Raw genomic sequence first — 23,527 nt, forward strand, 5'->3', positions numbered from 1 at the left:
CCTCGCACCCATTTCGATTGATGGGGGAGTGTAATCGTTCTGTGTATAACCCCCATATCGGGAGTATTTTAATATGGCAGCAATTGACTGCTCATACTGATAAAAATCAGCCTACTAAGTAGGTAAGCTCGCGCATTATACGTGAATCTATTGACAATGCAAGATAAGGATGAAATTTATTCAGAGAAATAATAAAAGTGGGCAAAGAGATCGAGAGAGAATAAACGCCCCATAATAAATTTACAGGGCGTTAGTATGGCTCTACTCTTCTACTACCTGAGCCTGAATGTAGTTTTGTATTCCCATTCTTTTGATTAGATCAAGTTGTGTTTCCAGCCAGTCTATGTGATTTTCTTCATCTGCAAGAACCTCAATCATTAGGTCCCGGCTCACATAGTCATGAATTGAATCAGCATATGCTATTGCTTCCCTGATATCCTGCGCTCCACGTAACTCTAGTGTCAAATCGGATTGCAACATTTCTTCAACATCCTCACCGATATTAAGTTTACCTAGATCTTGCAAATTAGGTATGCCTTCCAGAAATAGAATACGCTCAATATATTTATCAGCGTGTTTCATTTCCTCAATAGATTCACGATATTCAACGTCATTCAAACGCATTAATCCCCAGTTTTTAAACATCCTGGCATGTAAAAAATACTGATTGATAGCAATAAGCTCATTACCAAGAAGTCTATTAAGATGGGCAATTATTTTTTTATCACCTTTCATAACTAATTCCTCCGCTTCCAGTACCTACATTGTAGTACTAATTAAGCAGAGTAATTGCAAGAAAATTGTGCTTATTTTAGGCAACATTAATCATAGGGGGTAGTGAAGAAATCTCCTCGTTAATTATCTCACGGGCTTGGCGCACGCATTTTCCACAATCACTCCCTACAGGCACAACACTTTTCAGCTCTCTGATAGAACGAACATGCTGCTGTCGAACAGCGTTACGTATGGTTTTATCATTTATCGCGTTGCAGAGACAAATATACATGGAGCACTCTTTTAACTATTAATAATGGTTATAACTACTTATATTCTTATTAATTACCCAAATTAGATACACAATGTTGAGATCGCTAAAAGAACAGTTATAGCTATAAAATAAAGGATACTAACGAATAGTAAATAGAAATAACTCTCATTTCAATTATTGTTTCTGTTTTGTTTATAAGCAAAATAAAGCCACCATTTTCGGTGGCACAAAAAAAGGAGCCAAGCGAGGCTCCTCTTTTTTCATAATATTTTGCTAATCAAAGACTAAGCAATAACTTTAGCAACAACACCAGCACCTACAGTACGGCCACCCTCACGGATTGCGAAACGCAGACCTTCGTCCATGGCGATTGGCGCAATCAGGGTCACTTTCATGTTGATGTTGTCACCTGGCATTACCATCTCTACGCCTTCTGGCAGTTCGATAGTACCGGTTACGTCAGTGGTACGGAAGTAGAACTGTGGACGGTAACCTTTGAAGAATGGAGTATGACGGCCACCTTCATCTTTGCTCAGGATGTACACTTCAGATTCGAACTGAGTGTGTGGGTGGATAGAACCTGGCTTCGCCAGAACCTGACCACGCTCAACGTCATCACGCTTAGTACCACGCAGCAGAACACCGACGTTCTCACCCGCACGGCCTTCGTCCAGCAATTTGCGGAACATTTCAACACCGGTACAAGTTGTTTTGGTGGTTTCTTTGATACCCACGATTTCAACTTCGTCACCCACTTTAACGATACCACGCTCAACACGGCCAGTAACTACGGTACCACGGCCTGAGATGGAGAACACGTCTTCGATTGGCAGCAGGAATGGCTTGTCAATGTCACGCTCTGGTTCTGGGATGTAAGAATCCAGTGCTTCAGCCAGTTCGATAATTTTCGCTTCCCACTCTGCGTCGCCTTCCAGCGCTTTCAGAGCAGAACCACGGATGATTGGAGTGTCATCGCCTGGGAAATCGTACTGAGACAGCAGCTCACGGACTTCCATTTCTACCAGTTCCAGCAGCTCTTCATCATCCACCATGTCACACTTGTTCAGGAACACGATGATGTATGGTACGCCTACCTGACGGCCCAGCAGGATGTGCTCACGAGTCTGTGGCATTGGGCCATCAGTTGCAGCTACAACCAGGATCGCGCCGTCCATCTGAGCAGCACCGGTGATCATGTTTTTCACGTAGTCGGCGTGGCCTGGGCAGTCAACGTGTGCGTAGTGGCGAGATGGGGTATCGTATTCTACGTGAGAAGTAGAGATGGTGATACCACGTGCTTTTTCTTCTGGTGCGTTATCGATCTGGTCGAATGCACGAGCGTGACCGCCGTAAGTTTTCGCCAAAACAGTAGTGATTGCAGCAGTCAGGGTAGTTTTACCGTGGTCAACGTGGCCGATAGTACCAACGTTAACGTGCGGTTTTGAACGTTCAAACTTTTCTTTAGACATTAGGTTGTCCCTCTAAGACACGGAATCGGTGGTTTCACCACATCAACCAAGCAATTGAGCTTGTTTAGATATCAGCAGGAAGAAAACCAGGAGGCAAGAACTAAGGAAGTGGTGCTGATAGGCAGATTCGAACTGCCGACCTCACCCTTACCAAGGGTGTGCTCTACCAACTGAGCTATATCAGCACATCTTGGAGCGGGCAGCGGGAATCGAACCCGCATCATCAGCTTGGAAGGCTGAGGTAATAGCCATTATACGATGCCCGCGTGAACTCGGCTACCTGACTTTAATCAACTGTATTATATCTCAAGTATTCTCACTGAAGTAATAAACTCGATTCAGAATACTCAAGATGAAAACTGGTTCATGGTGGTGGGGGAAGGATTCGAACCTTCGAAGTCTGTGACGGCAGATTTACAGTCTGCTCCCTTTGGCCGCTCGGGAACCCCACCTTTCCAAATTTTTAATGGTGCCGGCACCAAGAATCGAACTCGGGACCTACTGATTACAAGTCAGTTGCTCTACCATCTGAGCTATGCCGGCATCAAGTGCTGCGCATTCTAGGTAGTATTCGCGTGTGATGCAACAAAAAAATTATCTTTTTTGTTTTTTCGCTCATATTACGTTCAACCAAGGTTGTTTTGGTGATTTTTTCAATAGACACAGTACAAAAGGCAAACAAAAAATTCGCAAGATGAAAACTTCAATAAACAAACTGATAGATTATTTTGAAAAATTACTTATTAGAGATAAACAAAAAACTACGCATTTTTTCGCAATTTTGTATTTTCCATCAAAAAAATTACTAAAATAATAAAAATTTCTACGCCTAAGATAGTTCAGCCGATATGATGAGATTTATTTTTTGTCGGATACGGGTGTGCACAACAACCCGTCCAACCTGCATAGACAGGCAGATGTTGGCTTATGAATAAGAAAGAATCTTTTTTAACGACCCCTTATTTACAATTTGATCGTGAACATTGGGCAACTTTACGTGACTCAGTGCCTTTAACATTAACAGCAGAAGAGGTTGCTGCTTTAAAAGGAATTAATGAAGAAATCTCAATAGATGAAGTAGTTGAGATCTATTTGCCATTATCACGCCTACTTAATTTTTATATTAGTTCCAATATACGGCGTCAGGCTGTTCTTGAACAATTTTTAGGGACTGGTGGGCAAAAAATACCTTACATCATTGGTATTGCAGGTAGTGTTGCTGTTGGGAAAAGTACAACGGCACGTTTATTACAAGCATTATTGAGTCGCTGGCCTGAACATCGGCGCGTGAAACTGGTGACAACAGACGGTTTTTTACACTCTAATAATGTGCTAAATGAGCGTGGCTTAATGAAGAAAAAAGGATTTCCCGAATCCTATGATATGCGCAGTTTAGTCAAATTTGTCTCTGATATAAAATCAGGTGTCGAAAAGGTTACAGCGCCAGTATATTCTCACCTTAGCTATGATATTGTACCTGACGAACAGCTTGTCATAGAACGACCAGATATTCTGATACTAGAAGGTCTAAATGTGCTGCAAAGTGGCATGGATTATCCCCACGAGCCACACCATGTCTTTGTTTCTGATTTTGTTGATTTTTCTATTTATGTTGACGCATCAGAACAATTACTCGAACAATGGTATGTCAGCCGTTTTCTTAAATTCCGCCAAGGTGCTTTTGCTGACCCAGACTCTTATTTCCACGGTTATTCTAAATTAACGACTGAAGAAGCAATAAAAGTCGCATCAGGTATTTGGCAAGAAATTAATGGATTAAATCTACAACAGAACATCTTACCCACCAGAGAACGCGCCAGCTTAATTATGACTAAAGGTGCTAACCACGCTATTGAAAACGTCAGATTAAGAAAATAATGTAAGAGCCGGATATCTCCGGCTTTATACTCAGCATCCTCTAAGAGAAATTTCACCACCAATATACGGCATAATGACTCCATCGATATCAAGCAATAGAGCACCTTGTTGGTCAATTCCACGGGAGATCCCATAAATTTCTTGATCACCAATAATCAACTTCACCGGACGATTCATAAAATTATCTAATTTAAACCATCTGGAAATAAAAGGTAATAATCCTTCGTTTTCAAACTGAACCAACGCTTTCTTTAGTTCAACAACGATTTCAGCAACTAACTTATTCCGTTCAATAGTTACTCCTGCCTGCTGTAGATTAATCGACCTCTGATTTATTAATTTTTGCTGCTCACTGCTCATTGAAATATTCATACCAATTCCGATGACAATCTGAGCTGCATCTCCTGTTTTTCCCATTAATTCAACTAATATACCGGCCAGTTTCTTATCATTCAGATACAAATCATTAGGCCACTTTACTTTTACCCTTTCTGCTCCCTGGCGATTCAAAACTTCCGCAATTACAATGCCGACTACTAGGCTTAATCCAATTGCAGCAGCAGGCCCTTGTTCTAAACACCAAAACATAGATAAATATAAATTCCGGCCAAAAGCAGACACCCATTGTCTTCCTCGACGGCCTCTCCCTGCATATTGGTATTCTGCGATGCAGGAATCCCCTGAAGCAAGTTCCCCTAATTTATCTAACAAATACTGATTTGTAGAATCAATAACAGGAATAACCTCAATGCCATTATTTGGCAAGTAGCTTTCAATCATTTCTTCACTAAGAAGATTCATGGGAGCAGGAAAGCGGTAACCTTTACCGGGGATCGTCAAAATCTCCACTCCCCACTCACGAACAGTCTGGATATGTTTATTTACTCCTGCCCGGCTCATTCCTAATTCCTGACCTAACTGCTGCCCTGAATGAGTTTCACCATCTGATAGCACGTTAATTAACTTTAATGGAACACTAATATCTTTCATGAAATACATTCCACTGCGTCTATTTCACCTTCACTACCAATGAAACGGACTTCAGGCTCTAAAGAAATATTAAATTTTTTAGCTACTTGCTTACGTACATAAGCAGCCAAGGCAATAACATCCTGCCCTGTGGCATTGCCTTGATTGATTAATACCAACGCTTGTTTCATATGAACAGCAGCATCACCAACACGATACCCTTTTAAACGACATTGATCTATCAACCAGCCCGCAGCTATTTTTACACTATACGAATTATGATGATATTGAGGACATTCAGGGTATTCCGATTTAATTTTTTGCGCCAATTCAATCGGTACAACCGGGTTCTTAAAGAAACTCCCTGCATTTCCTATAACAGCAGGATCTGGCAACTTACTCTGGCGCATTTTACAGACTACATGGAATATTTGCTCTGGTGTAACATCCCCACCCAGAACTGCGTTAATCCACTATAGGTTAATATAGGCTGCCACGTTTTATTTAGCCTCAAACCAACCGAAATAATTGCATACCCTTCTCTATATTGATGTTTGAAGATACTATCCCTATAAGCAAATTGACACTCGCTTTCCATCAAACGAATTTGCTTACCAGTTTTCAGCTCAACTAAGTCAACATATTCACAAACTTGTTTAAATTCAATTCCATAGGCTCCAATATTTTGAATAGGGGCAGAGCCAACATTCCCAGGAATCAATGCCAAATTCTCCAGACCAAAAATTTTTCGATTTAGTAAATATTTAATTAATTCATGCCAATTTTCACCTGCACCGACATGAATATGCCATGCAATATCAGATCCTTGTATCTCGATACCAAGAATGCGATTTAAAATTACTGTTCCCTTAAAATTTTCAGTAAATAGAACATTGCTACCTCCTCCCAGTATAAGGATAGGATGACCACTCTTCTTAGCTTTTTGCCATAAAGATAAAAGTGATTCAGTTGAGGTTGCCGTACAAATACGTTCAGCCTTGGCTGAAATGCCAAACGTATTAAACACTTTTAGTTGAGTTGGTTGACAGACAGACATTCATTTCGAACTCGATAAATAATTTGCCTGTAGTCTAGCAGACTCTATCTTTGAAAGATAAACCAGTAGTGATTGACCTACTATACTATATAAGATATAGAAAAGAGAAAATAACCAGAAATGCAAAAGGCCACTCAAATTGAGTGGCCTTTTGACTAAATATTAAAGCTTGGCAGTTCCCTACTCTCACATGGGGAGACCCCACACTACCATCGGCGCTACGGCGTTTCACTACTGAGTTCGGCATGGGGTCAGGTGGGACCGCCGCGCTATTGCTGCCAAGCAAATTCTGTTTTATTTGCCGAACACATTATTCATGGTGCTGATACCCAGATTCGAACTGGGGACCTCACCCTTACCAAGGGTGTGCTCTACCAACTGAGCCATATCAGCGATATGCTAAAATAGAAAGTATTGCCATTTTGGCAACATCTTTAAATTGATGTCTGGCAGTGCCCTACTCTCGCATGGGGAGACCCCACACTACCATCGGCGCAACGGCGTTTCACTGCTGAGTTCGGCATGGGGTCAGGTGGGACCACCGCGCTATTGCCGCCAGACAAATCCTGTGTTCAATCCCGAACAAGCTGACGCCCCGTTTCAGGGCGCTCTTTTATCTGAAACCTGCGCTTTCTTCTCTCTCAAAACCCGCAAAACCCCTTCGGTGTTGTCAGGTTAAGCCGCACGGTACATTAGTACTGGTTAGCTCAACGTCTCGCAACGCTTACACACCCAGCCTATCCACGTCCTGGTCTCGGACGGCCCTTCAGTATCCTCAGGGGATAAGGGAAGACTCATCTCAAGGCAAGTTTCCCGCTTAGATGCTTTCAGCGGTTATCTCTTCCGCACTTAGCTACCGGGCAGTGCCATTGGCATGACAACCCGGACACCAGTGGTGCGTCCACTCCGGTCCTCTCGTACTAGGAGCAGCCCCTTTCAATCTTCCAGCGCCCACGGCAGATAGGGACCGAACTGTCTCACGACGTTCTAAACCCAGCTCGCGTACCACTTTAAATGGCGAACAGCCATACCCTTGGGACCTACTTCAGCCCCAGGATGTGATGAGCCGACATCGAGGTGCCAAACACCGCCGTCGATATGAACTCTTGGGCGGTATCAGCCTGTTATCCCCGGAGTACCTTTTATCCGTTGAGCGATGGCCCTTCCATACAGAACCACCGGATCACTAAGACCTACTTTCGTACCTGCTCGCGCCGTCACGCTCGCAGTCAAGCCAGCTTATGCCTTTGCACTAACCTCACGATGTCCGACCGTGATTAGCTGACCTTCGTGCTCCTCCGTTACGCTTTGGGAGGAGACCGCCCCAGTCAAACTACCCACCAGACACTGTCCGCAACCCGGATAACGGGCCGGCGTTAGAACATCAAACATTCAAGGGTGGTATTTCAAGGATGGCTCCGTGCAGACTGGCGTCCACACTTCACTGCCTCCCACCTATCCTACACATCAAGGCTCCATGTTCAGTGTCAAGCTATAGTAAAGGTTCACGGGGTCTTTCCGTCTTGCCGCGGGTACACTGCATCTTCACAGCGAGTTCAATTTCACTGAGTCTCGGGTGGAGACAGCCTGGCCATCATTACGCCATTCGTGCAGGTCGGAACTTACCCGACAAGGAATTTCGCTACCTTAGGACCGTTATAGTTACGGCCGCCGTTTACTGGGGCTTCGATCAAGAGCGTCTCCTTACGGATAACCCCATCAATTAACCTTCCAGCACCGGGCAGGCGTCACACCGTATACGTCCACTTTCGTGTTTGCACAGTGCTGTGTTTTTATTAAACAGTTGCAGCCAGCTGGTATCTGCGGCTGGCTTTGGCTCCGGGCGCCTGTCCCTTCACCTAATGCCAGCGTGCCTTCTCCCGAAGTTACGGCACCATTTTGCCTAGTTCCTTCACCCGAGTTCTCTCAAGCGCCTGAGTATTCTCTACCTGACCACCTGTGTCGGTTTGGGGTACGATTCACTGTTACCTGATGCTTAGAGGCTTTTCCTGGAAGCCGGGCATCTGTCACTTCAGCACCGTAGTGCCTCGTCATCACGCCTCAGTGTTACAGATAACCGGATTTGCCAGGTTATCCCACCTACACGCTTAAACCGGGACGACCGTCGCCCGGATGACATAGCCTTCTCCGTCCCCCCTTCGCAGTAACACCGAGTACAGGAATATTAACCTGTTGCCCATCGACTACGCTGTTCAGCCTCGCCTTAGGGGTCGACTCACCCTGCCCCGATTAACGTTGGACAGGAACCCTTGGTCTTCCGGCGAGCGGGTTTTTCACCCGCTTTATCGTTACTTATGTCAGCATTCGCACTTCTGATACCTCCAGCAAACCTCACGGTTCACCTTCAGCGGCTTACAGAACGCTCCCCTACCCAGCAACATTAATATGTCGCTGCCGCAGCTTCGGTGCCTGGTTTAGCCCCGTTACATCTTCCGCGCAGGCCGACTCGACCAGTGAGCTATTACGCTTTCTTTAAATGATGGCTGCTTCTAAGCCAACATCCTGGCTGTCTGAGCCTTCCCACTTCGTTTCCCACTTAACCAGGACTTGGGGACCTTAGCTGGCGGTCTGGGTTGTTTCCCTCTTCACGACGGACGTTAGCACCCGCCGTGTGTCTCCCGTGATAACATTCTCCGGTATTCGCAGTTTGCATCGGGTTGGTAAGTCGGGATGACCCCCTAGCCGAAACAGTGCTCTACCCCCGGAGATGAGTTCACGAGGCGCTACCTAAATAGCTTTCGGGGAGAACCAGCTATCTCCCGGTTTGATTGGCCTTTCACCCCCAGCCACAAGTCATCCGCTAATTTTTCAACATTAGTCGGTTCGGTCCTCCAGTTAGTGTTACCCAACCTTCAACCTGCCCATGGCTAGATCACCGGGTTTCGGGTCTATACCCTGCAACTTCGCGCCCAGTTAAGACTCGGTTTCCCTGCGGCTCCCCTAAACGGTTAACCTTGCTACAGAATATAAGTCGCTGACCCATTATACAAAAGGTACGCAGTCACACCCGAAGGTGCTCCCACTGCTTGTACGTACACGGTTTCAGGTTCTCTTTCACTCCCCTCGCCGGGGTTCTTTTCGCCTTTCCCTCACGGTACTGGTTCACTATCGGTCAGTCAGGAGTATTTAGCCTTGGAGGATGGTCCCCCCCTGTTCAGACAGGATACCACGTGTCCCGCCCTACTCGTCGAACTCCCAGCCTGTGTCTCTTCGTGTACGGGACTGTCACCCTTTACTGTGCGCCTTTCCAGACGCTTCCACTGACACACAGACTGATGCAGGTTCTGGGCTCCTCCCCGTTCGCTCGCCGCTACTGGGGGAATCTCGGTTGATTTCTTTTCCTCGGGGTACTGAGATGTTTCAGTTCCCCCGGTTCGCCTCCTGCCCCTATGAATTCAGGCCAGGATAGTGCAACGGATTGCACTGGGTTGCCCCATTCGGGTATCGCCGGTTATTGCGGTTCCTATCACCTTACCGGCGCTTATCGCAGATTAGCACGCCCTTCATCGCCTCTGACTGCCTAGGCATCCACCGTGTACGCTTAGTCGCTTAACCTCACAACCCGAAGAAGTCTTCGGACTGGAGTTTTGAGAGACTCCTCAATAGTTGTCATTTGACATCTACTGAGTGTTTCAAATTTTCAGCTTGTTCCAGATTGTTAAAGAGCTGGTATTGCTAAACCGGCTTTCAAGCCCGCTTAACAATACCGTTGCTGGCGCCGCTTTTCACCCGGCGCCTGAGCAAAGTGGCGTCCCCTAGGGGATTCGAACCCCTGTTACCGCCGTGAAAGGGCGGTGTCCTAGGCCTCTAGACGAAGGGGACTTCAAGTCGCTTCGCAGACGCTGCTCGTCTTACATTCATCAGACAATCTGTGTGAACACTCACAGTTCACCCTCATAGGTTAAGGAGGTGATCCAACCGCAGGTTCCCCTACGGTTACCTTGTTACGACTTCACCCCAGTCATGAATCACAAAGTGGTCAGCGCCCTCCCGCAGGTTAAGCTACCGACTTCTTTTGCCACCCACTCCCATGGTGTGACGGGCGGTGTGTACAAGGCCCGGGAACGTATTCACCGTAGCATGCTGATCTACGATTACTAGCGATTCCGACTTCATGGAGTCGAGTTGCAGACTCCAATCCGGACTACGACAGACTTTATGAGGTCCGCTTGCTCTCGCGAGGTCGCTTCTCTTTGTATCCGCCATTGTAGCACGTGTGTAGCCCTACTCGTCAGGGCCATGATGACTTGACGTCATCCCCACCTTCCTCCGGTTTATCACCGGCAGTCTCCCTTGAGTTCCCACCCTAACGTGCTGGCAACAAAGGATAAGGGTTGCGCTCGTTGCGGGACTTAACCCAACATTTCACAACACGAGCTGACGACAGCCATGCAGCACCTGTCTCAGCGCTCCCGAAGGCACGCCTCTGTCTCCAAAGGCTTCGCTGGATGTCAAGAGTAGGTAAGGTTCTTCGCGTTGCATCGAATTAAACCACATGCTCCACCGCTTGTGCGGGCCCCCGTCAATTCATTTGAGTTTTAATCTTGCGACCGTACTCCCCAGGCGGTCGATTTAACGCGTTAGCTCCGGAAGCCACACCTCAGGGGCACAGCCTCCAAATCGACATCGTTTACGGCGTGGACTACCAGGGTATCTAATCCTGTTTGCTCCCCACGCTTTCGCACCTGAGCGTCAGTCTTCGTCCAGGGGGCCGCCTTCGCCACCGGTATTCCTCCACATCTCTACGCATTTCACCGCTACACGTGGAATTCTACCCCCCTCTACGAGACTCTAGCCCACCAGTCTTAGATGCCGTTCCCAGGTTAAGCCCGGGGATTTCACATCTAACTTAATGGACCGCCTGCGTGCGCTTTACGCCCAGTAATTCCGATTAACGCTTGCACCCTCCGTATTACCGCGGCTGCTGGCACGGAGTTAGCCGGTGCTTCTTCTGCGGGTAACGTCAATCGCAAAGTGTATTCAACTTTACGCCTTCCTCCCCGCTGAAAGTACTTTACAACCCGAAGGCCTTCTTCATACACGCGGCATGGCTGCATCAGGCTGCCGCCCATTGTGCAATATTCCCCACTGCTGCCTCCCGTAGGAGTCTGGGCCGTGTCTCAGTCCCAGTGTGGCTGGTCATCCTCTCAGACCAGCTAGGGATCGTCGCCTAGGTGAGCCCTTACCTCACCTACTAGCTAATCCCATCTGGGTTCATCCGATGGCGTGAGGCCCGAAGGTCCCCCACTTTACTCCCCAGAGGTTATGCGGTATTAGCCACCGTTTCCAGTGGTTATCCCCCTCCATCGGGCAGATCCCCAGACATTACTCACCCGTCCGCCGCTCGCCGGCAGGAAAGCACGCTTTCCCCCGCTGCCGCCCGACTTGCATGTGTTAGGCCTGCCGCCAGCGTTCAATCTGAGCCATGATCAAACTCTTCAATTCAAAGTTTGCTGCTCAAAGAATTAAACTGTTAGTTCGTAATGAATTAACTGTTCAGTCACTCTTCAAGACTTAATCTTTTTGCCTTTCGGCTTTCGACGGTGTCTTGCGAGTGCCCACACAGATTGTCTGATTAATTTGTTAAAGAGCATGGGCAACCGAACCTGCGTTCGGGTTGCGAAGCAGCGTATCTTACGCGTTTCGCCTCCGGAGTCAAGCGTTTATTTTCGCTTTTCTCTCACTGTCCTCCGCGCCTTGTTTCGGCTCTGCGTCGGTCAGTGGTGGCGCATTATAGGGGGTTTTCCGGCGCTGACAAGCGTTTTTTTGAAAAATTTTATCGACTGCTGGTTATTACACCAAATTTAACTTAGGTTGGTAGTTTTTCCAGCGTTATGAAGCCATAACCATGTAAAATCGGCCGCAAAGATTCGCTATTAGGATCTATTTTGGTGCAGTAAGCTAAGTTATTTTCTATTGTTGAAGATAAATTTTCTCGATTTTTAATCAACCACACTGTTCTACGTGCAATAGCCGCACCTGAGTCAATCAATCTTGTTCCCTCGGGTAGAACTTGTGACAGCTCTTCTGCAAGTAAGGGGAAATGAGTACACCCCAAGATAACGGTATCTGGTGGTTCTTTCATTCTCAGCCACGGTTTTAATGTTTTTTTCACTTCTTCCAGCGAAATAGTTTCATTATGTAACTTTCTTTCAGCCAACTCCACCAATTCAGCGGAGCCTATGGCATGAACCTGACAATCCGTAGCAAATCGTGCAATAAGTTCTTTTGTATAACCACGATTAACAGTAGCCCGAGTTGCCAATAATCCCACTACGTGGTTACAAGTTAGTTTCGCCGCAGGCTTGATCGCAGGTACAACTCCTACAACGGGAAAGGAAAAACGTTCACGCAGTATCGGCAGACTGACCGTACTGGCTGTATTACAGGCGATCACTACAACGGCTAAAAGATGCCTTTTCTGGATTTCATCGACAACTTTAACAACTCGCTCAATGATCACTTCCGCAGTTTTCTCTCCATAAGGAAAGGCTTCATTATCGAAAGCATATATATAGTGGAGATCCGGCAGCAATTGTCGAATCTCTTGATATACAGATAACCCACCCACACCGGAATCAAAAATCAGAATGGTTGGGCGGCCAGTTGTATGCAAATTAGAAGTTGTAGCTGCCGGTGAGGGAGTATTCTCGTCCTGGAGTGCGATAGCCATAAGCTGTCTCATAATTTTTATCAAACAGATTAGCTATTCTAGCACGTATTGTTAGGCGGTTAGTGATTGGATAAGACATGTTGATGTCCCATAAACTAACACCGCCTAATTTCAATCTCTTCGGAGGAAACATATTAAAGTCTTGATCATAACGCGACCCAATATATTGATAAGTTATTCCCCAATCGATATCGAAGACTTCCCAATCTAATTGATATTTCACTTGCTGTTTAGCTCTGCGGGTTAATTGCTGATTATTGCCATCACGTGGATTAACATATTGTAATGTCAGTTGGTGCTGGAAAATGTCGGTATCCATAGTTCCTGTCCACTCAACACCTTTGATTTTTGCCCGTCCTATGTTCAAGTAACGGTTGTTGGAGAAATCTATCAATTGTTCAATGTTATTCTTATAAATAGATAAACGCCAATTAAGCGATCCTGTTATTCCCTCAATACCTACTTCTCGTTGTTTACTTTTCTCTGGATTCAAATTTGGGTTTGCTCCCCAACCATATAATTGTCCAAGCGTCGGTGCCTTAAACGCGGTTCCATAGGAGGCGGTAAAACGATAACCATCAATGAATTCCCAACCTGCTCCGGTTTGCCAAGTTGTGTTCCAATCATATTCAGAATGGCGATCTGAGCGTACAGCGCCTTCTAAAATGAAGTCATGAATTTTTTGCTGAGCAGTTAAATATGCTCCGGTATTATCAACGTCTTTTTGTACCGGGATATTGTTAGAGCCTGCCGCGACAGATTCTCTTTTCCAGTCCACACCACCACTAATTGCGCCATGACCAATCTGCCATACATTTCCCCATTGGACATTGTATTGTTCGGAATCACTTAACGTAGTGTTTCCCTGATAAATCTTATGCTTAAAATTGTAATCTTTAACGTGACTATAACTGGCTATGAATTGAGATGAGTAAATTCCCTGATTGAACTGAACTCCGGCTTCATAACTTCGGCTGAATAATTTTCGGGTATCAGTAAAGGCTCCATCATAATTTGTTCTATTATTGTAGCCGTAGGTACGTATGAACCCGTTGAACTGGTCATTAAACTTATGATCAAGTGCCAACCATAACATTTTGCTCATGAACCCATCGCGATCCGGCTCATTAGTTCCAGTACCTGCTACAACATCAAATCCTCTGGTATAGGTATATCCTGCCGCGGCATTTAGGAAAGTATTTCTACCAAGTTTTTGTTGTGTCGCACCATTGTAATTTTGGTATCCATATGAACCGATCCCAGCATTCAATGCCGTCCCCTGCTGCTCCCGGCTGGTGATAATATTGATAACACCACCGATAGCATCAGAGCCATATACCGCAGAACGCGCACCACGGATATATTCGATTCTTTGCACCATTGAAATTGGGATCTGACTAAAATCCGCAGCGCCCGTGATGCCTGCCTGATTTAATCGGATACCATCTACCAGTACTAAGGTATGGCGAGATTCTGTACCACGAACAAACAAAGAAGCATGCTGTCCGAGCCCACCATTTCGTGCAATATCAATACTCGGCAAACGACGTAGTACATCAACCAAGCTATTAGATTGCCATTGTTCGATTTCTTCACGTGTCACTACGGTCATCGGAGCTAAAACAGAAGAAATAGGTTGTTTAAAGCGGTTTGCTGTTACCACCAACGGTTCTTGATTATTAGCAACGGAGAAATTACTCCAACAAGAAAGCATCACTACCGAAGCAGTTGGTAAAAAAATATGTTTCTTATTTGTCATGAGAGAATGGAATCTTGTCGTGAGTCTAGCTATTAAGAGTCATGCTACGATGAAGGTAATAGTGTGTCCAGAATGCCTCTCCATCAAAAAAGAGAATTGATGAACCAGAAAACTGGACATCCTTTGTACTTTCCCTACAATGCCGCTCGGAAATTTTTCTTAACGTGATCATACGAGAACCAGATAATGCAGAATGTCTTGCCAACGGAAGATTATGAGAATCAATTGATGGAGAAAGCCCATCGCCTGAAAGGAATGATGGCCCCCTTTAGTGCACCTGAGCCTGAAGTTTTCCGTTCCCCCGCATCTCACTACAGGATGCGAGCAGAATTCCGTATCTGGCATGAGGAAGACGATCTCTATCACATTATGTTTGATCAACAGACGAAACAACGTATCCGTGTTGATCAATTTCCAGTTGCCAACCAACTAATTAATAGCATGATGCAGGCAATTATTGCTGGCGTAAAAAACAACCCAGTATTGCGTCATAAATTGTTTCAAGTGGACTATCTTTCTACCCGTAGCAACAAAATCATTGTTTCCCTGCTTTACCACAAAAAATTGGGGGATGAATGGCGCGAATATGCAATCTCTTTACGCAATCAGTTAAAGGCAAAAGGCTTTGATGTTCAGCTTATTGGTCGAGCATCAAAAACCAAGATTACACTCGATCATGATTATATAGATGAAGAGTTACCCGTTGCGGGTAAAACAATGATTTATCGTCAGGTTGAAAATAGTTTCACTCAGCCAAATTCCAGTATCAATATTCATATGCTGGAATGGGCGATAAATATTACCAAAGATGCCAAAGGCGATCTGCTTGAACTCTATTGTGGTAACGGCAACTTTTCTCTGGCCTTAGCTCAAAATTTTGAGCGCGTGCTGGCAACAGAAATTGCCAAACCGTCTGTTGCTGCTGCGCAATTTAATATCAAAGCGAATCAGATTGATAATGTACAGATTATCCGTATGTCAGCGGAAGAATTTACTCAGGCAATGAATGGAGAACGGGAGTTCAACCGTCTTCAGGGAATTAACCTGAAAAGTTACCAATGTGAAACTATTTTTGTAGATCCGCCTCGCAGCGGCTTGGATAAAGAAACTGTCAAAATGGTACAGGGATATCCACGTATTCTGTATATTTCCTGTAACCCAGAAACGCTCTGCCAGAATTTAGAAACGTTGACACAAACTCATAAAGTCAGCAAGCTGGCGCTTTTTGATCAGTTCCCATATACCCACCATATGGAATGTGGTGTATTACTAGAAAAATGCGATTAATCAGTTCGCTTATAACACTCCTTTCACGTTACTGAATCTTTCCAGAGCAGAAAGCAGAAAACGCCATCATCAATCCTTATGGCGTTTTCATAAAATCATTATCAAAAGGTCATTAGTTTTGCTTTTCTGAAAGCATAGCCTGCTGTTTGCGTCCCTTCACCTTTCTGTAAATCCAAAATACCAATGCCGTTCCAATCACAACAGATAAGAAATTAGAGCCAATTTCCGGGTGCTTAACCCGAATGATTGCGTTATAAGCAAGAATCCCCAGGAAGAAACAGCCAATAGCCAGTTTTGGTAATCCTTCTGCCATTGGGTAGTTCAAATAACGTTGATGGAGACAATACAGAGATAAGGCCAATGAGATAATCGGGAAGATTGAAAAAGGCACCAGTGAATTAAAAAATGCCGAGAAAGTTCCGTGTGTTGCCAGTCCAACGATAAGCGCCAGCAACATTGTGCTTTTATCTTGGCGGTATTGTTCCATCGTATTCTTCTCCTTTCAGATTATTTAAGAGGTTTTAGGGGCTGCTGTTGTTTTAGAGATAGTTGCTTTAGAGACAGTTGTTTTAGAAGCAGCGGCTTTTAGGGCAGTGTTTTTTGAATTAGCCGTTTTTTCTTGTTCTCGCCGATACCAATAAAAAGCGCCTTTGGAAATCATACGGAGTTGTAATACCAAACGTTCTTCGAGACGACGTCTTTTCTTTTCATCAATATCCAGCGCTTCTGCACCAGCACTGAACACAATTGTTACCATCGCTTCTGCTTGTATTTCGGTAAAATGACGCGGCATATGACTGGCCTGTTCAAGATAGTCTGCCAGCTCTGCAATAAAATGTTGGATTTCCCGTGCGACAGCAGCACGAAACTCAGCTGATGTTCCAGAGCGTTCACGCAGTAATAACCGGAAGGCGTTAGGATTATTACCAATGAACTCCATAAAGGTTGAAACAGAGGTACGGATGACACTCCCCCCCTTTTCGATACGCTGACGTGCCTGGCGCATTAGCTGGCGCAGCATTAAACCGCTTTCATCCACCATGGTAAGCCCTAACTCATCTACATCACGAAAATGACGGTAAAATGAAGTCGGTGCAATCCCTGCCTCGCGCCACTTCCCGCAAACTCAGACTGGTGAAACTACGCTCAGCACTTAATTGGCTAAATGCAGCCTCAATCAGGGAACGACGGGTTTTCTCTTTCTGTTTCGCTCTGACACCAGTTACATTATTCACAACAATCCTGATATATCACTCGACTATATTATGGAGCAAATATATCAGATTCTGCTGTATTTGCTGTGATTGTTCTCTTAAAGATATTAACCCATATTTCCCTGTCTTATTCCTTATTCAGAAAACAAAAGCCATATGCTCATTAGGTTATTATGCCAAGCAATGTTAATATAGAGTTGTTATTTTGTGTAAAAACAGGTCTTTCCTCTATGCAATATACTCATTTTGATGCCATTGTAATTGGCTCCGGACCCGGTGGAGAAGGGGCAGCAATGGGGTTGGCAAAACAAAGAAAAAACGTTGCAGTTATAGAACGTTACAATAATATCGGCGGTGGCTGTACCCATTGGGGCACTATCCCATCAAAAGCCTTACGTCATGCTGTCAGTCGTATTATCGAATTTAATCAAAACCCCCTCTATAGTGATAATTCCCGCATTCTCCGCTCCTCATTTTCAGAAATTTTACGTCATGCAGAAGTTGTCATTAATCAGCAGACTAAAATGCGGCAAGGGTTTTATGAACGCAATCGGTGCCGGATGTTTGCTGGTGAAGCAACTTTCATTGATGAACACCATGTCAGTGTACGTTATGCCGATGATAGTGTTGACATACTAAGCGCAGACAAAATAATTATTGCCACAGGTTCCCGACCTTACTGCCCACCCGATGTCGATTTTACTCACTCTCGTATTTATAACAGCGATACTATTCTGCAACTGGAACATGAACCGCGCCACGTTATTATTTATGGTGCAGGAGTGATTGGCTGTGAATATGCTTCTATCTTCCGTGGATTAGGCGTTAAGGTAGATTTGATCAACACCCGTGATTATCTGCTGTCATTTCTCGATCAAGAGATGTCTGACGCTTTGTCTTACCATTTCTGGAATAGCGGTATTGTCATCCGTCATAATGAAGAATATGAAAAAATCGAAGGCCTTGATGATGGCGTGATTATCCATCTGAAATCAGGCAAAAAAGTTAAAGCAGACTGTTTACTGTACGCCAATGGCCGAACAGGTAATACAGACAAACTCGGATTGGAAAATGTCGGGCTGAAAACAGATAACCGTGGTTTATTGAAAGTGAACCGAGTCTACCAAACCAGCAATGAAAATATTTATGCGGTTGGTGACGTGATTGGTTACCCAAGTCTCGCTTCCGCTGCCTACGATCAAGGACGCATTGCAGCAAAAGCCATCATGACCGGAGATGCTGAAATGCATCTGGTGGAAGATATCCCAACAGGCATCTACACCATACCGGAAATTAGTTCGGTGGGTAAAACTGAGCAGCAATTGACGGCGATGAAAATTCCATATGAAGTCGGACGAGCCCAATTCAAACACTTGGCCAGAGCGCAGATTGCAGGAATGAATGTAGGGAGTATCAAGATACTATTCCACCGCGAGACAAAACAGATACTAGGTATTCACTGTTTTGGCGAAAGGGCCGCAGAGATTATTCATATTGGTCAAGCAATTATGGAACAAAAAGGTGAAGGCAATAATATCGAATATTTCGTTAATACTACCTTCAACTATCCCACTATGGCTGAAGCATACCGTGTTGCCGCTCTCAACGGGCTAAATCGATTATTTTGATGCTGTTCCGTTGACTCCAAAATAATTTCCCATTCTGACACGAATCGCCTCTGCCAATTGCTCATAGCGACCACGCAGAGGTGAGCCGGGACGATAAACCAAAATGATAGAACGCTCTGGCACGGGTTTATGGCATTCCAGATAACAAATACCATCCCGTTTTCTCTCTTTAGGAACAGACAGAGCCGGTAATAAAGTGATGCCACTCCCCGCCGCAACCATATTACGCAAGGTTTCCAAACTGGTTGCCCTGAAATGAGTATCTTCTTTAGCTCCAGCCTGAAAGCAAAACCCCATTGCTTGGTCACGCAGGCAGTGACCATCTTCCAGCATCAATAATTTTTCCCCTGCAAGATCTCCCATTTTGATCTCAGTCCGGTTCGCCCATTTGTGCTCTTCATAGACTGCAAGTTTCATTGATTCCTCAAAAAGGGGCAATTCGATGAATGCTTCTGTTTCTCTCAACGAAGCCAAAATAGCACAGTCAAGTTTTCCACTATCAAGTTGTGCCAACAAATTCTGAGTTTGAGCTTCATGCAGATACATTTCCAGTTTGGGAAACAATTTATGCAACTCAGGAATAATCAGTGGCAGAAGATAAGGGCCGATTGTAGGAATAAGACCGATATGCAGTGGCCCGGACATGCTTTCACCTTGTAGGGCAGCCATTTCCTGTAAGACTTTTACTTCCCGTAATACCGTCTTGGCTTGCTCCACCAGCAACATTCCTTGTTGTGTAAACAGGACCTTACGGCTTGTGCGTTCCAGCAGCATCACACCCAATTCATCTTCCAGTTTACGTATCTGTCCACTGAGTGTTGGTTGACTAACATGGCAAGAATCAGCGGCTCGCCGGAAATGCCGACACTCAGCAAGAGCCACAAGATATTCCAGATCGCGGATATTCATTCCCAACCTCATTGTCTTATATCAATGATAGAATTGTTTAGTAAGACATTATATGCACGAGGTAATAGAACTATCAAATGCTTGTGAACTCTGGTGTTTTTTATTGAAAAATTAAAAAAACAAAAGTTATTACAACAGAGTGGCAAACCAGCCTGTCATAATAAACAGGCTGTTCAGTCAGAGAAAATTAATTGATATGTAACCTCTGCTTCGCCTCAGCAATAGCCAATTTCACCTGTTTCTGTGCTACGCCACCTTTTGCCAGACGTTTATCCAGACAAGACTGTAACGATAAAATGTCATATACATCTGTCGAAATAGTTTCACTAAATTGTTGCAGTTCAGATAATGACAGTTCTTCTAACGCCTTACCTTTCTTTATCGCAACAATCACTGCCTCACCAACAATGTGATGCGCTTCACGAAACGGAACACCTTTTGCCACCAGATAATCTGCCAGTTCAGTAGCATTGGCATAGCCCTGTTGTGCAGCTTCCTTGCAGCGATCACGCTTTATCTGGATACCATCCAATACTAACACTGCCATATGCAGGCAATCCCGCCATGTATCTAATGCATCAAACAGGCCCTCTTTGTCTTCCTGCATGTCTTTGTTATAAGCAAGGGGAAGACCTTTCAGCGTCATCATCATACTTGTTAATGCACCTTGTACCCGACCACATTTACCACGGATCAATTCCAGGGCATCAGGATTTTTCTTTTGGGGCATCAGGGATGAGCCAGAAGTTACCCGATCCGATAATTCTATAAAGCCAGCTTCTCCACTGTTGAAGAAAATCAGGTCTTCAGCAAAACGTGAAAGATGGATCATGCTGATACTGGCATCGGATAGCAGTTCCAGAACATGGTCACGGTCTGAAACACTATCCAAACTATTACGGGTTGCAGAAGCAAAACCAAGCCATGACGCCAATTGTTCCCGATCAATATCGTACGCCGTTCCTGCCAGCGCACCACATCCCAATGGGCTGACATCCAACCGTTTCAGAGTATCTTGCAAACGAGTCTCATCACGACTAAGCATTTCTGCATAAGCAAGACACCAATGTGCGAAAGTAACTGGTTGCGCCCGTTGCAAATGGGTATAACCCGGCATGACTGCATCCTGATTATTTTCAGCGGTAATCACCAGTGCTTGTTGTAACTCTAGAAGCGCTTGATGAATATCCGCTATCTGATCCTTGCACCATAGTTTCAGATCTGTAGCAACCTGATCGTTACGGCTGCGTCCTGTATGCAGTTTTTTGCCCAGATCCCCCACTTTTGCAATTAGTTGCCCTTCCACCCAGCTATGAATATCCTCCGCATCACTTTGCAAAATAGCCTTGGGGTTGGCTCGTACTTCATCCAGTAACTCATTTAGCGCCGCATTCAGCTTTTGTTGTTCTTCTGGCGTCAAAACACCGACTGTAACCAACGCCTTTGACCACGCAACAGAGCCGATAATATCCTGCTCCGCCAAGCGATAGTCAAAACGCAGAGAATCATTAAATTGCTTGAACCGCTGATCGGCTTCCTGACTGAAACGCCCACCCCAAAGTGCCATAATTGCGTACCTCTTTTCTTTGATTGCCCGGAAATTATTTTTTACTGTTCAACGCACGGATACGGGAAGAAAGCGAATGGAGGCGAATAAATCCTTCCGCATGCCTATGATCATAAACTTCATCTTCTCCGAAAGTGGCGAACTCTTCAGAATAGAGGCTATGAGACGATTGTTTCTGTATTGCTGTTACCTGTCCTTTATACAGTTTCAAGATCACTTCACCACTGACATTCTCAGCAAGTGTTTCCGCCGCAGCCTGAATAGACTGGCGCAATGGTACAAACCAACGACCATCATAGACAACATAAGACATCTCAAGCCCCAATTGCTGGCGCCATTTGAAACTATCGCGATCCAGCACTAGCTGTTCAATTCCACGCAGTGCAGCCATCATGATGGTTCCTCCCGGAGTTTCGTAGCAACCACGGGATTTCATTCCCACCAAACGGTTTTCCACAATATCGATCCGGCCGATACCGTATTTTGCCCCCAGTGTATTCAACTCATTAAGGCATTGATATGGCGACAATGCCTTACCATTTACTCCAACCACTTCCCCTTTTTCAACAGTGACAGAAACATATTCCGGTTCATCAGGTGCATCTTCTGGATCCACAGTCCATGCCCAACAATCTTTATTGGCCGCATTCCACGTGCTTTCCAATACGCCACCTTCGGTCGAAATATGCCATGCGTTTTCATCACGACTGTAGATTTTTTCCAGCGTTGCGGTTGTGGGAATATCACGAACTTTTAGATAATCCAGTAAAGCTTCACGGGAACGCAAATCCCATTCCCGCCATGGGGCAACTACTTTCAGGTGTGGAGCCAACGCGGTATAAGTACTCTCAAAACGAACCTGATCATTACCTTTACCTGTTGCACCATGAGCAAGAGCATCAGCTCCCACTTTCAGTGCTAATTCAACTTGTGCTTTAGCAATGATAGGACGTGCCATTGAAGTACCGAGCAAATAACTGCCTTCGTACAATGCCCCCGTTTTCAGCACCGGATAAACATAATCCTTGATAAATTCTTCACGTAGATCGACGATATGACATTCTGAAGCGCCAGAAAGTAACGCTTTTTGTTCTATACCATCCAAGTCTTCACGACTCTGACCAACATCCGCAACAAATGCGATAACTTCACAATTGCCATAGTTTTCTTTTAACCATGGAATGATGGCAGAGGTATCCAAACCGCCAGAATATGCCAGAACAATTTTTTTAATACTGCTTTTCGTTGAGGTAATTGTCATAGAGATAGCCTTTTACTTTTTTATTCATCTCAGCTAAACGCTAAACCAAATCTGTTCTATCTTGTTATGCCAGAATACGAGTGCCAACGGGTATACCATTAAATAGCGCAATCAGTTGGTCAGCATAACGCCAACTCGCAATATCTACCGGGTGCCCTAATGTTTTTGCGGCTTCCAATGCTGCATGAACTTTCACAATCATGCCGTCGGTAATGACTCCTTGCTCAATAAGCTGCTTTATTTTTCCTTCCGTCACTTCAGCAATTCTTTGACCCTTTCCATCCAGAATGCCACTGACATCCGACAATAAAACCAGATCTGCATGCAACACCTGCGCAATAGCTGTAGCAGCCTGATCTGCATTGACATTCATTAACTCGCCATTTTCAGTAATACCAATAGAACTGATAATGGGGATATAACCGAGATCCAGTAAAAGTTTCAGTAAATCCGGATTACCGGGATAAGCCTTGCCAGTGTGACCAAGCTCCTCATCAAGCTGAGAAACTTTCACAACACCGCCATCCCCTAAACACAAACCAACGGCAGGCAAACGGTACTTTGTCGCCCAGGCAAGCAAAGTTTTATTGGCTGTACCTGCCAGTGTTCCAGTAATAATGTCGATCTGATCTGCTGGCGTTACACGCAGACCTTGTTTCTTCATAATCGGTAGCTGTAATTTCTGCATCAGGTCATCAACCAAGCAACCCCCTCCGTGTACAATTACCAGTGGGCGCTTATGCGTTTTTCGATATGACTGTAATGTAGAAAATAACCGCACCAGCGCTTCGTGACTATCTAATAACACACCACCCAACTTGATAACTAACGGCTCCATCAGATTTAT

14 protein-coding genes, 6 tRNA genes, 4 rRNA genes and 2 pseudogenes are annotated in these 23,527 nt (G+C 45.0%); 3 read left to right on the forward strand and 23 right to left on the reverse strand.

Annotation, left to right across the window (positions count from 1 at the left end):
• Positions 1-261: 261 nt before the first annotated feature.
• From bfr to AAC852_RS13235, 7 genes are all read right to left on the reverse strand, one after another.
• The gene (bfr, locus tag AAC852_RS13205) at positions 262-735 is read right to left on the reverse strand and encodes a bacterioferritin (protein ID WP_340621416.1); all 474 of its coding nucleotides are present in this window, start codon (positions 733-735) and stop codon (positions 262-264) included.
• Positions 736-811: 76 nt separating this feature from the next.
• On the reverse strand, positions 812-1,006 hold the full coding sequence (gene bfd, locus AAC852_RS13210) for a bacterioferritin-associated ferredoxin (RefSeq protein WP_072032527.1): 195 nt from the start codon (positions 1,004-1,006) through the stop codon (positions 812-814).
• 266 nt (positions 1,007-1,272) lie between these two features.
• Positions 1,273-2,457 (reverse strand): elongation factor Tu, encoded by a 1,185-nt coding sequence (gene tuf, locus AAC852_RS13215; protein WP_340620200.1) that lies wholly within the window; start codon positions 2,455-2,457, stop codon positions 1,273-1,275.
• A 109-nt stretch (positions 2,458-2,566) separates the two neighbouring features.
• A tRNA-Thr gene (locus AAC852_RS13220) sits at positions 2,567-2,642 on the reverse strand.
• 6 nt (positions 2,643-2,648) lie between these two features.
• Positions 2,649-2,723, reverse strand: a tRNA-Gly gene (locus tag AAC852_RS13225).
• Positions 2,724-2,824: 101 nt separating this feature from the next.
• Positions 2,825-2,909 (reverse strand) — tRNA-Tyr (locus AAC852_RS13230).
• 15 nt (positions 2,910-2,924) lie between these two features.
• Positions 2,925-3,000 (reverse strand) — tRNA-Thr (locus tag AAC852_RS13235).
• 384 nt (positions 3,001-3,384) lie between these two features.
• Here AAC852_RS13235 and coaA point away from each other — a divergent pair.
• Positions 3,385-4,335 carry a type I pantothenate kinase gene (gene coaA, locus AAC852_RS13240; RefSeq protein WP_340621417.1) on the forward strand — a complete coding sequence of 317 codons (951 nt, stop codon included), beginning with the start codon at positions 3,385-3,387 and terminating at the stop codon, positions 4,333-4,335.
• Between the two features lie 30 nt (positions 4,336-4,365).
• Here coaA and birA read toward each other — a convergent pair whose 3' ends face one another.
• The 10 genes and pseudogenes from birA to btuB form a co-directional block, all read right to left on the reverse strand.
• Complete coding sequence (birA, locus tag AAC852_RS13245; protein ID WP_340621418.1) at positions 4,366-5,325, reverse strand: bifunctional biotin--[acetyl-CoA-carboxylase] ligase/biotin operon repressor BirA; 960 nt, start codon at positions 5,323-5,325, stop codon at positions 4,366-4,368.
• A pseudogene (gene murB / locus AAC852_RS13250) lies at positions 5,322-6,361 on the reverse strand (UDP-N-acetylmuramate dehydrogenase). The gene birA and the pseudogene murB overlap by 4 nt, the downstream one beginning before the upstream one ends.
• Before the next feature lie 167 nt (positions 6,362-6,528).
• A 5S ribosomal RNA gene (gene rrf, locus AAC852_RS13255) occupies positions 6,529-6,644 on the reverse strand.
• Between the two features lie 34 nt (positions 6,645-6,678).
• Positions 6,679-6,754 (reverse strand) — tRNA-Thr (locus tag AAC852_RS13260).
• A gap of 51 nt (positions 6,755-6,805) precedes the next feature.
• Positions 6,806-6,921: ribosomal RNA gene (gene rrf / locus AAC852_RS13265) — 5S ribosomal RNA — on the reverse strand.
• A gap of 111 nt (positions 6,922-7,032) precedes the next feature.
• Positions 7,033-9,937: ribosomal RNA gene (locus AAC852_RS13270) — 23S ribosomal RNA — on the reverse strand.
• A gap of 191 nt (positions 9,938-10,128) precedes the next feature.
• A tRNA-Glu gene (locus tag AAC852_RS13275) sits at positions 10,129-10,204 on the reverse strand.
• A gap of 80 nt (positions 10,205-10,284) precedes the next feature.
• Positions 10,285-11,827: ribosomal RNA gene (locus AAC852_RS13280) — 16S ribosomal RNA — on the reverse strand.
• Together the 16S, 23S and 5S rRNA genes with 2 tRNA genes alongside form the textbook arrangement of a ribosomal RNA operon.
• A 364-nt stretch (positions 11,828-12,191) precedes the next feature.
• Positions 12,192-13,055, reverse strand: a complete 864-nt coding sequence (gene murI, locus AAC852_RS13285) for a glutamate racemase (protein ID WP_340621419.1) — start codon at positions 13,053-13,055, stop codon at positions 12,192-12,194.
• Positions 13,000-14,814, reverse strand: coding sequence for a TonB-dependent vitamin B12 receptor BtuB (gene btuB, locus AAC852_RS13290; protein WP_340621420.1), 1,815 nt, complete (start codon positions 14,812-14,814; stop codon positions 13,000-13,002). The genes murI and btuB overlap by 56 nt, the downstream gene beginning before the upstream one ends.
• A 186-nt stretch (positions 14,815-15,000) precedes the next feature.
• Between btuB and trmA the strand changes: the two genes are divergently transcribed.
• Complete coding sequence (trmA, locus tag AAC852_RS13295; protein ID WP_340621421.1) at positions 15,001-16,101, forward strand: tRNA (uridine(54)-C5)-methyltransferase TrmA; 1,101 nt, start codon at positions 15,001-15,003, stop codon at positions 16,099-16,101.
• Positions 16,102-16,213: 112 nt separating this feature from the next.
• On the opposite strand, the gene AAC852_RS13300 is transcribed toward trmA, so the two are convergent.
• Together AAC852_RS13300 and fabR are read right to left on the reverse strand one after the other, a co-directional pair.
• The gene (locus AAC852_RS13300; RefSeq protein WP_340621422.1) at positions 16,214-16,588 is read right to left on the reverse strand and encodes a YijD family membrane protein; all 375 of its coding nucleotides are present in this window, start codon (positions 16,586-16,588) and stop codon (positions 16,214-16,216) included.
• Positions 16,589-16,612: 24 nt separating this feature from the next.
• Positions 16,613-17,336 (reverse strand): annotated as a pseudogene (gene fabR, locus AAC852_RS13305) (HTH-type transcriptional repressor FabR).
• A 209-nt stretch (positions 17,337-17,545) separates the two neighbouring features.
• Between fabR and sthA the strand changes: the two are divergent.
• Positions 17,546-18,943, forward strand: a complete 1,398-nt coding sequence (gene sthA, locus AAC852_RS13310; RefSeq protein ID WP_340621423.1) for a Si-specific NAD(P)(+) transhydrogenase — start codon at positions 17,546-17,548, stop codon at positions 18,941-18,943.
• Here sthA and oxyR read toward each other — a convergent pair.
• From oxyR to argB, 4 genes are all read right to left on the reverse strand, one after another.
• Complete coding sequence (gene oxyR / locus AAC852_RS13315) at positions 18,935-19,852, reverse strand: DNA-binding transcriptional regulator OxyR (RefSeq protein WP_340621424.1); 918 nt, start codon at positions 19,850-19,852, stop codon at positions 18,935-18,937. The genes sthA and oxyR overlap by 9 nt on opposite strands.
• Before the next feature lie 187 nt (positions 19,853-20,039).
• On the reverse strand, positions 20,040-21,419 hold the full coding sequence (gene argH / locus AAC852_RS13320; RefSeq protein WP_340621425.1) for an argininosuccinate lyase: 1,380 nt from the start codon (positions 21,417-21,419) through the stop codon (positions 20,040-20,042).
• Between the two features lie 34 nt (positions 21,420-21,453).
• Positions 21,454-22,680: an argininosuccinate synthase gene (locus AAC852_RS13325; RefSeq protein WP_340621426.1), complete on the reverse strand. Its 1,227-nt coding sequence runs from the start codon at positions 22,678-22,680 to the stop codon at positions 21,454-21,456.
• 64 nt (positions 22,681-22,744) lie between these two features.
• Positions 22,745-23,518, reverse strand: coding sequence for an acetylglutamate kinase (argB, locus tag AAC852_RS13330; RefSeq protein ID WP_340621427.1), 774 nt, complete (start codon positions 23,516-23,518; stop codon positions 22,745-22,747).
• Positions 23,519-23,527 lie beyond the last annotated feature (9 nt).

This window comes from Xenorhabdus siamensis (assembly GCF_037996745.1).
GTDB classification, from domain to species: domain Bacteria; phylum Pseudomonadota; class Gammaproteobacteria; order Enterobacterales; family Enterobacteriaceae; genus Xenorhabdus; species Xenorhabdus indica.